Source organism: Kitasatospora sp. NPDC059722 (assembly GCF_042733235.1).
Lineage (GTDB): Bacteria > Actinomycetota > Actinomycetes > Streptomycetales > Streptomycetaceae > Kitasatospora.
Map to the genome: position 1 here is coordinate 1 of NZ_JBHWGD010000067.1, position 9,377 is coordinate 9,377.

Annotated in this window: 8 protein-coding genes; 5 read left to right on the plus strand and 3 right to left on the minus strand. The window is 70.8% G+C overall.

The genetic code is table 11. The annotated features are described in order from the left end of the window. Positions 1-90: 90 nt before the first annotated feature. Both ACFV4F_RS32100 and ACFV4F_RS32105 read right to left on the minus strand, forming a co-directional pair. On the minus strand, positions 91-2,109 hold the full coding sequence (locus tag ACFV4F_RS32100) for an AAA family ATPase (RefSeq protein ID WP_380507763.1): 2,019 nt from the start codon (positions 2,107-2,109) through the stop codon (positions 91-93). Positions 2,110-2,200: 91 nt separating this feature from the next. After that, complete coding sequence (locus ACFV4F_RS32105; protein WP_380507766.1) at positions 2,201-2,416, minus strand: hypothetical protein; 216 nt, start codon at positions 2,414-2,416, stop codon at positions 2,201-2,203. A gap of 664 nt (positions 2,417-3,080) precedes the next feature. Here ACFV4F_RS32105 and ACFV4F_RS32110 point away from each other — a divergent pair. Next, complete coding sequence (locus ACFV4F_RS32110) at positions 3,081-3,152, plus strand: multicopper oxidase domain-containing protein (RefSeq protein WP_380439272.1); 72 nt, start codon at positions 3,081-3,083, stop codon at positions 3,150-3,152. Here the strand turns inward: ACFV4F_RS32110 and ACFV4F_RS32115 are convergent. After that, the gene (locus ACFV4F_RS32115; RefSeq protein WP_380507769.1) at positions 3,131-4,465 is read right to left on the minus strand and encodes an MFS transporter; all 1,335 of its coding nucleotides are present in this window, start codon (positions 4,463-4,465) and stop codon (positions 3,131-3,133) included. The two genes, ACFV4F_RS32110 and ACFV4F_RS32115, sit on opposite strands and share 22 nt — an antisense overlap. A 225-nt stretch (positions 4,466-4,690) precedes the next feature. Between ACFV4F_RS32115 and ACFV4F_RS32120 the strand changes: the two genes are divergently transcribed. The 4 genes from ACFV4F_RS32120 to ACFV4F_RS32135 all read left to right on the plus strand — a co-directional run bounded on the left by ACFV4F_RS32120 (position 4,691) and on the right by ACFV4F_RS32135 (position 9,211). Continuing rightward, entirely contained in the window at positions 4,691-5,389 is a 699-nt protein-coding gene (locus tag ACFV4F_RS32120; RefSeq protein ID WP_380507772.1) for a hypothetical protein, read from the plus strand. Between the two features lie 78 nt (positions 5,390-5,467). Next, on the plus strand, positions 5,468-5,881 hold the full coding sequence (locus ACFV4F_RS32125) for a nuclear transport factor 2 family protein (protein ID WP_380439188.1): 414 nt from the start codon (positions 5,468-5,470) through the stop codon (positions 5,879-5,881). 79 nt (positions 5,882-5,960) lie between these two features. Then, positions 5,961-6,983, plus strand: coding sequence for a methyltransferase (locus ACFV4F_RS32130; protein ID WP_380507775.1), 1,023 nt, complete (start codon positions 5,961-5,963; stop codon positions 6,981-6,983). A 215-nt stretch (positions 6,984-7,198) separates the two neighbouring features. After that, on the plus strand, positions 7,199-9,211 hold the full coding sequence (locus ACFV4F_RS32135) for a trypsin-like serine protease (protein WP_380507778.1): 2,013 nt from the start codon (positions 7,199-7,201) through the stop codon (positions 9,209-9,211). Positions 9,212-9,377 lie beyond the last annotated feature (166 nt).

Consider the following 9,377-nt stretch of genomic DNA (forward strand, 5'->3'; position numbering starts at 1 on the left):
GCGAACACCCCTCCGCCCCCGGCACGGCCCGGCTACACTCCCGACCACCAGGCCGCTGACCAGGGAAAACGGAGAACTCTCACTGGAGTACTAGGCCAAGCCCTTGTTGATCCCTGCGAAGAGCTTGGTCCAGGACTGCTTCTCGTCCGGGGTCAGGTCGTTCCAGCCGTGCTCCGTAAGCCAGTGCAAAAACGCCTTCGCCAACTTGTACTTGGAGAAGCCGGCGATCTCCTTGGTAAGGACGTCGACGAGCGGGCGCCTCGACTGGGCGGTAGCGGTCGCGGTCACGTCCCAGCCGAGCGTGTCGCGTGCGACCTTGATCAGCGTTTCGCGGAGGAGCTCCTCGATCTCGCATCCCGTGACCGGGCCGCTGTAGCAGTCCTTGGCCCGGAGGATCTGATTGGTCTTGAGCAACCGAACCAGATCGTCCTGGGTGGCGGCCTTCTCGCCGGCGGCGTCCGAGTCCAGGAGCGCGGCCACCTTCAGCTTCTGAGTATGCAGGATCGTGCAGTAGTAGATGACCTTGCTGGCGCTACCGGCAGGGACGATGGCTATGTCGTCGCGCATCACGCCGCTGATCCCGGCCTCACGCATCGCACTGGCAACGCCTTCGAGGAACCACATGTCGGTCAGGCCCTCGACAACGAGGTTCCGGCGCTGGGTGAACATGCTCTGCGCGAGGTCGTACCCCAGCGCAGCCTGGAGCGGGAAGACGGAACGCGGGTCGTCCGAGACCAGCCGGCCGTGGATCCGGGTGCCGCTCGTCCGGTCAAGCATCTCGACCAATCGCACCCGGTGGAGTTCCTCCGGGCCCACCATGAACGGCGAATGGGTGGTGTACAGGATCTGGTTGTCCTCAGCGAGGATCGCCACCGTCTTGCGGAACTCGCGCTGCTTGAGCGCATGCAGATGCAGTCCGGGCTCGTCGAGCAACAGGACCGCCCGGTCCAGCTCGTACTCCGCCTGAGCCCGGAACACGACGAAGAAGCTCACCAGCCAACGGAAACCCTCACTCCGCTGGTCGACCTCAACCTCGACTCCGAGGTCGTCGACCACCACAACCTTGAGGTACTGGTCCTCGGCGATCAGCCGTAGCTGAAGAGACTTCTCCCCCCATACCTCGCTAATCAGCCTGGTGAGCAGGACACTGGCCGCGTTCAGCTTGTACTGCCGCCGGTCTCGCTGCTCCTGCCACAGCTTCTCCTCCTCTCGGTAGGTGGCCATCGCGTTCTCATCCTGCTGGTTCGCAGGCAGGGCAGGCGGCAGTTGGTTCACCATCTGCGACAGTTCCGCCGCCCTGAAGCCGAGCAGCCGCAATAGGCACAGGTTCCCGAAGTCAAACTCGTCGTCCAGCTCCCCAGCAGCCTCGCGCTGGGCCAGGTTGGCGAGATGGATCCGCGGTCGGACGGTGAAGTACTGCGAGTAATACACGAACACCGGCATGCGGGCAGTAAGGGCAGTGACACCCGCCTCCCAGATCTGAGGCCGCTGAAGGGCAGCCTTGATCCGGTCGCATTGCGCCTCGGCGGCGGAGTTGCCTTCGTCTATCACCAGCAACGCCCTGTCCAGCCAAGTGTTCAGGTCGGAGGCGAGCTGCTCCGCAAGCAACCGGGTGTCGAGCATGCCCGCCAACAGTTGCTCAACCTCGATGGCCAGCAGCTGCCCCTCGTCCCCACGGCTTTTCACGTGCCCTTTCAACCGGATGATGTCCTTACTGATAGCTCCAAGGACCTCGGCACGATCTATACCGGGGATCGTGTACCTGCGCTTGTTGCTCATGTAGCGCGTGGCCTGGAACGACTTCGCGTTCGCGAAGAGAACCGGATCGATCTCACGCAGAACGTTGACGTCCCCTGCGTCAAGAGCAAAGGTGGCGCGCGCGACCGGGAAGTCGTCGACATCCCGGTCCCCGCTGTCCACTTCAGTGTGTCGAGAACGGGGGTAGTCCCTCAAGGAGTTCAAGCCGCTGGGTTCACCGTGCGGCGGATTCACGGACTGTAGCGCTCGCAGCACCGCGGTCTTCCCCGCTTCGTTCGCGCCGACAAGGATCGTCTTGTCGTGTTCCACCTCAAACTCGGTGCTGTCAAAAACCGAGCGGTAGTTGGTCACCCGCGCTGCGCTGAGCCTCAATTGCCTACTCCCTACCCAGGGGCCTCACCGTACGCCTGTAACTGCCCGAATTTCCCCGAATCTGCACGGTTCACACCAGCGACGACGATGCAAGCTTGAAGGCTGCCGGGGAGGCCTGGAAGCACACGAAGGCGTGACTGACCGAGTCTCGTGTGCTGCCCCAGGTCGCCGGCCGGATCCTGCTGCAACAACTCGACGCCAGAAGGTCGTCGAGGATCATGGCGAGCCGCTCCTGCAGAACCGGGCCGGTCGAGCAGGGCGGGACCGTCAGCATCTCCAGCCGCACAACCGCCACTTCCTTCGACCTCGCTCTGCGGCCCACGGTAGACCTGCCACCGCGACGGAAGGTCAATGGCCACCGTGGAGGTATGCGTATCAGAGTTCTCGCCCGAGCCATCGGCACCATGACCGAGACCCTGCGCCTCTACGAGCAGGCCAGCCTACTGGACAGGCCTCCACGCACCGTGGGCGGAAACTGCGACTCCCCGCCCACGGCCGCCGCCCGCATCGCACTCCAAGTCCTGCTGACCACACCACCTCCGCCACCGACCCGGCCGCGTGAGACGAAAGCTGGCCAAAGGCCGATGGGTCAACTGACTACTTGTCAGAAAAGTCAGCAAAGGGTCAGCATCGATCCGATTAGAGGCTGTCACACCGGCCCAAACATGCGATTCGACAGAAGCGCCGAAACAGGGCCCGTCCCGCGCGCCCCGGTCCCCCTCAACCCGACACGCTGCGCTGTCCGGATTCACCCGCTGGAGACGGTCGCGCCCGTACACCTCTGGGACGCATTCCATCAGGTCAGCGCACACATTCCCGTGCATTCAACGGGATCGACGAGGGGCTCCGGCGCCCGCGGCCGGGCGCTGTCGCAGCCTTGAACTTCTCCGCAGCGAGAGCTCTTCTCCCCGTCGGTTCGTGCCTGTACGATCTCCAAACCGGATCGGCCAATGAAGTTCCACTGCCACATCGCGGCGCACGAGGACAACGGGATGATGAGCTACATCGACGTCGTCCGCTGAACCTCGCGGGCCACCTGCCGACCGTCCTGGCGCGCCTCGGACTCCTCGGGCCGCGCCAGGGCGGCCAGCCGGCGGGCGGCCGCTCGGCGCTGGACCGCGCCCAGGGCCGTCACCACCGCGCCGAGCCCGATCCAGCCGACCGGGCCGGCCGTCATCACCACGCCGGTCAGCAGCAGCGGGCCGGCCGACTTCTGCACCGACTGGGACATCCCGGCGACGCCCAGGTAGGACGCCCGCGCCTGCGGCGGGGCCAGGCTCACCGCCAACTCCCAGGAGCTGACCGAGCGCAGCAGTTCGGCGAACGTCACCAGCGCCCCGGCCGCGAGCAGCGCCGCCGAGGCCGCCCACGCCCCGCGCCCGGTCGAGGCCGCCAGCAGCAGGCAGCTCGCGAGCAGCGTCACGCCGTACCAGGCCAGCGACTTGACCGCCCCGCTCGGCCCCTGCGCCCAGGCGGAGACGCGCAGTTGGAGCACCACCACGAGCACGGTGTTGAGCACCAGGAAGGCGGGCACGAGGGCGTGCGGAGCGGTGGTGTGGTGGACGAGCCAGAGCGGGAGGCCGACGTTGAGCACGGAGTCGTCGAGGTTGAGCGGCATGTCGAGGAGGACGAAGAGCAGGTAGCCGCGGTCCCGCCAGGGGCTGCCGGCGGCCGGCTCGGGCCTGCTCGGCGCGGTGCTCCGCGTCACCACGAGCCCGTGCCCGGCCGGTTCGCCCGTCCGCCGGACGAGGGCCGCGGCCAGGACGAAGGAGAGCGCGTTGGCCAGGATCAGCGCGCGGTAGGCGGTCACCGTGCCCACCGCGAGCCCGGCCGCCGCGATGCCCGCGCCGAGTGCGTAGCCCGCGTTGGCGACGCTGCGGAAGAGTGCCTGGTACTCGCCGCGCCGCTCGCCCGCGACCCGGGTCGCGAAGAGCATCTCCAGCGTCTTGGCGCCGCGCTCGCCGAGGCAGGTGAGCGCGACGAGGAGCAGCATCAGGACGTACTGGTCGACGACGAGCAGCAGGGCCATCGTCCCGAGGCGCAGCAGGTGGCACGCGGTCAGGAGGCCGCGGACGGTGAAGCGCTCGGCCGCCCGCCCGGCGAGCGGCGAGCCGGCGATCCCGGCGACGGCGGCGACGCCGAGCAGGAGGCCGAGCCGGCCGGCGTCGAGTCCGCGGACGAAGGTGAAGTACAGGACGGAGGCGGCGGCCCAGACGCCGGTGCCGGTGCGGTCGACGAACTGGGCGAGCAGCATCGTGCGGGCGTCCGGTCCGCCCGGTGGCCGCCGCAGCTGTCCGATCAGCCCGCCGCCGCTTCCGTTGGCGCTCCGCCCCATGGTGCTCCCCCGTCCCGTTCCCCGGGGCTCACCCCCGGATCAATCTCGACATCAAGATACTTCACATCAAGAGTTCTGGCGAGATCCGGGGGCCCGGGTTCCGCTCGCACCGGTGCTGCCGCCACACTGTCGCGAGCACAGGAGAGCAGGGGCGCGAGAGCACAGGAGAGCGGAAGCGCGGGAGCGCAGGAACGCAGGAGCGCACGAACGGACGGGGGCCCGGGCATGGCACGCCGCAGGAACAAGAAGCAGAAGAGACCGCTGAGCGACGGGACGTTCCGCCCGAATTCCGCCGCCGGGAAGGCTGGGAAGCGGCGGCCCCGCAAGGACCGGCCGCTCAAGCCGCGGACCGTCCGCATCACGGCGCTGCTGACCGGGCTGCTCGTGCCGCTGCTGGTCGTCGGCCTGATGGCGCTCGGCGCGAACCCGGACTACAGCCTGCCCTGCGCCGTCGCCGCCGTGATCGTGTTCATCGCGGGGCTCGGCGGCCTGATGGCCCTCCGGACCACCGGGTGGGTGCTGTGGCCGGGCGTCGTACTCGGGATCGCGCTGCTCGTCCTGCCCATGAGGGCCTTCCAGGCCGAGGTGATCGCGCACCGCGGGGTGCGGACCGACGTCGTGGTCACGTGGGCCCACTCGGCCAAGGACAAGCGCGGCGTCGTCAGTTGGACGTGCGGGATCCGCCACGCGGACGGGACGCCGCTGCCGCACGGCGAGTACAGCGGGTCGGGTTGCGGCGGCCCGTCCGACGCGGGCCGGAGCACCGTCGTCCTGGCCGACCCGGACGGCTACGTCCCGCCGGTCGCCGCCGACTACGACCTGTCCTTCGTCGGCCTCGGCGTCTACGCGGTCGCGGGCGCGGGCGCGCTCTGGGGCCTGCTGACCCTGGCCGCCGCGCGCCGGACGCTGCGGAAGCCCTCCTGACTCACCGTCATCCCCCTTCGCCAGTGGAGCATCCCTGTGATTATGTGGCCTCCCGTGCCCACGTCCAGGGAGACCGACATGCCCCGAACGCCGCAGCAGATCTTCGAGAGCTACGTCCACGCCGGACCCCTGTCCCGCGACGCCGACGCCCTCGCCGAGACCTTCACCGAGGACGGCGTCTTCGAGGCACCGTTCGTGCCCGCCGACGCCGACTTCCCGCGGCGCCTGGTCGGCCGCGAGCAGATCCGCAGCGCGATGGCCGAGCAGTACCGGCGCGGCGGGAAGGTCGGCCGCACGCCGAACTTCGCCAAGTCGAGCTACGTGCTGCACACCACCACCGATCCGGACGTGTTCATCGCCGAGATCGACACGGTCTTCGACGGGGAGGGGGACGAGGGCGACACCACGGCCTCGCTCGTCCAGATCTTCCGGATCCGCGACGACCGGATCGCCCGTCTGCGCGACTACTTCGCACCGGACTTGGTGGACTGAGCACGCCGTTGCTCCGCCCGGGTGGGCCCGCCCGCGCGCCCAGGCGCGCCGGCGGGTCCGGCTCGCTAGCTTGACCGGCATGAACGCCCCGGCCTCCCCCACGCCCGCCATCGCGATGCTGCGCCTGCTCGGCGGGTACCAGATCGCCCAGGCCCTCTTCGTCGCCGCCAGAGCCGGCCTAGCCGACCAACTCCTCGACGGACCACGCCCGTTGGCCGAGCTCGCCACCGCCACCGGCCTGCGCCCCGACCCGCTGGCCCGGATCGTCCACGCGCTCGCCGGCGAGGACGTCTTCGCGCTCGACGCCGACACCGGGCTGGTCCGGCTCGGCCCGCTCGGGCGCACCCTCGCCTCCGGCGTCCCCGAATCCGTCCGCAACATCGCCCTGATGTGGATGGACTCGCACTACCGCGCCTTCGGCGAGCTGTGGGGCACCGCCGAGACCGGCCGTCCCGCCGCCGAACTCGCCTACGGGGAACCGTTCTTCGACTGGGTCGGCGAGGACCCGGCCCGGGTGGGCGCGTTCACCGCCGCGATGACCGACTTCGCCCGCGCCATCCGCCACCACGCCCTGGACGCGGTCGAGCTGGACGGCGCACGGACCGTCGTCGACATCGGCGGGGCGGACGGCGCCGTCCTGGCCGTCCTCGCCCAGCGCGACCCGCACCTGCGGGGCACCGTCTTCGACCTGCCCCACGTGGTCGCGGCCGCCCCGGACGTCCTGCGCGCCCACGGGGTCGACGACCGGATCACGACGGCGGGCGGCGATTTCTTCGTCGAAGTGCCGCCCGCGGAGGACTACTTGGCCTGCTTCATCCTGCACGACTGGTCCGACGAGAAGGCCGGGCACATCCTCGCCAACGTCCACCGCGCCGCCACCGCGCCCGACGCCCGCCTGATCCTGGTCGAGACCGTCCTCGACCAGGGCGCCGCCCCCGAGGTGGCCTCCCTCCTCGACCTCACCATGCTCGGCATGCTCACCGGCCGCGAACGCTCCGCCACCGACTGGCGCGACCTCCTCGCCGCGTCCGGCTTCCGCCTCGACCGGATCCGCACGACCCAGGGCCCGATGTGCGTGATCGAGGCGACCCGCCTCCCCTGACAATTCGACCGGATTCCCCCGAAGAGCGAAATCCCCATTCCGAAGGAATACCGCCGCAAAACCACCCGGAACATGACGACCCACCAGGGATCCGCCGGGGCGGCCGGCGACTTTGACGGGCGAGGAATGCGGGCGATAGCGTCCGATTGATCGTTTCTTTGCCGGCTCGGGGGGTGCTGGTGCCTCCCGGGCACGTCCTCTTACGGGAGATTCTGGTGCGTACAGCTCGAAGACTGGCCTGGCCCCTCGGCGCAGCCCTCGCGATACCCGTGATGGCCGGTTCGGTGCCGGCGGCGACCGCCGCCGAGGCCGCGCCGGCGCCGGTCGCGGCGGAAGGGTTCGGCTACCCCGATGCGGCCAAGGTCCTCGCGGACCGGAACATCACCCTCACGGCCGGGGACGGGCACATCGTGCTCGCCGACTGCGCCTCGGGGCCCGGCCTGGTGCAGCTGTACAGCCGCACGGCCAACCCGAGCCTGGTGTGCTTCCGGATCACCGGGCCCACCGGGTACCTCGCCCTGCAGATCCCGCAGGTCTACAACATCAAGGGCGACGACCACACCATCAAGGCCACGCTGAACACCGCGGGCACCGTCAGCAGCCTCGACGTCAACAAGAACGCCTGGACCCCGGTCGGCGAGGGCGACGCCACCAGCTCGACCACGCTGCTGGAGCTCAACGCCACCGACGGGCCGGCCGCCCCGGCCGCGGGCACCGACTACCAGGCCGTCGGCACCGTCGCCTTCGGGCAGCCCGGCCACCCGGGCTCGCGCTCCTGCACCGCCGCCCTGGTCGACCGCAACTGGGTCCTGACCGCCGCCTCCTGCTTCGGCGACAACCCCGCCGCCGGTGCGCCCGCGACCGCGAGCACCGCCACGATCGCCGGCCACACCGTCGGCATCGCCGAGCTCGCCACCCGCGGCGACCGCGACCTCGTCATGGCCCGCCTCGCCACGCCGGTGGACGGCCTCACCCCGCTCGCCGTCTCCGCCACCGCGCCCGCGGCCGGCGACAGCCTGCGCGTACCCGGCCACGGCCGGACCGCCACCGAGTGGGCGCCGTTCCAGGTCCACACCACCACCCACACCGTCGGCGCCGTCGCCGCCACCGGCATCGACACGGCGCCCGCCGCCGGCGCGGCCGCCCTGTGCCAGGGCGACGCCGGGGCCCCGCTGCTGCGCGACCGCAACGGCACCCCCGAGATCGCCGCCGTGGCCGTCCGCTCCTGGCAGGGCGGCTGCCTGGGCACCCCGGCCACCGAGACCCGTACCGGGGCGACGTCCTCGCGCGTGGACGACCTCGGCGCGTGGGTGCAGCAGGTGCGGGCGACCGCGACCGGCTGGAAGACCCAGGCCCTGGTCAAGGGCGACAACGGCCTGTTCCAGGCCACCCGCCTCTACGACGGCAGCTGGACCGCGTTCCAGGACGTCCAGGCCACCGCGGGCAGCATCGGCGGCGTCAAGTCCGTTGCCGCCGCCGGGATCAACGGCGACACCCACGTCCTCGCCCTCGGCGGCGACGGCCGCCTCCACCACTCCCTGCGCAAGCCCGACGGCACCTGGTCCGCCTTCGGCGACGTCAACCAGGCCGCCGGGGAGCTCGGGAACATCACCCAGGTCTCGGCCTCCTCGATCGGCGCCGACCTGCACGTCGTGGTCCTCGCCGGCGGCCAGGTCTTCCACACCGTGCGCCACGCCGACGGCACCTGGACCGGCTTCGGCGCCGTCTTCGGCGCCGCCGGACCGCTGAACGGCGTCACCTCCGTGGCCGCCGCCGGCACCGGCAGCGAGCTGCAGGTCGCGGCCGTCGCGGGCGGCACCGTCCAGCACACCGTCCGTGCCGCGGACGGGACCTGGAGCGGCTGGGGCTCGGTCGCCGACGCCGCGGGCCCCATCGGCACCGTCGCCTCCGTCGCCATGGCCCGTCAGGGCGGTGACATGGACCTCGTCGCCGTCACCTCGACCGGCGCCCAGTTCCACACCATCCGCTTCGCGGACCGCACCTGGCAGCCCTTCCGGCCGCTGACCGGCGTCCTCGGCAACATCACCGCCGCCTCCGTCAGCGCCGCCCCCGTCGACGGCGACGCCCAGTTCGCCGTCACCACCACGGACAACCGCGTCCTGACCACCGCCCGCCACGCCGACGGCACCTGGGCCCCCGTCCAGACCCCCGACCTGACGGCCGTTCCCGGCAACCACACCGGCACCGCCATCACCGGCACCCTCTGACGACCGTCACCCGACCGTCCCCACGGACGGCCGGCGCCATGTGACGATCGCTCCCGCGGCCGCCTCGCCCCACCGGGCGGGGCGGGCGCGGGGGGGCCGCCGCCCGCTTTTTGCTGGTGTGGGGGAGTGTGAAACCCCCGACCCGCGGGGAGGTTGAATGGGGGGT

What these genes read in the sequence shown, in the direction of transcription:
- ACFV4F_RS32120 (WP_380507772.1), top strand. Translation starts at nt 4,691, where the DNA reads ATGGCACGCCGCAGGAACAAGAAGCAGAAGAGACCGCTGAGCGACGGG.
- ACFV4F_RS32125 (WP_380439188.1), top strand. Translation starts at nt 5,468, where the DNA reads ATGCCCCGAACGCCGCAGCAGATCTTCGAGAGCTACGTCCACGCCGGA.
- ACFV4F_RS32115 (WP_380507769.1), bottom strand. Translation starts at nt 4,465, where the DNA reads ATGGGGCGGAGCGCCAACGGAAGCGGCGGCGGGCTGATCGGACAGCTG.
- ACFV4F_RS32130 (WP_380507775.1), top strand. Translation starts at nt 5,961, where the DNA reads ATGAACGCCCCGGCCTCCCCCACGCCCGCCATCGCGATGCTGCGCCTG.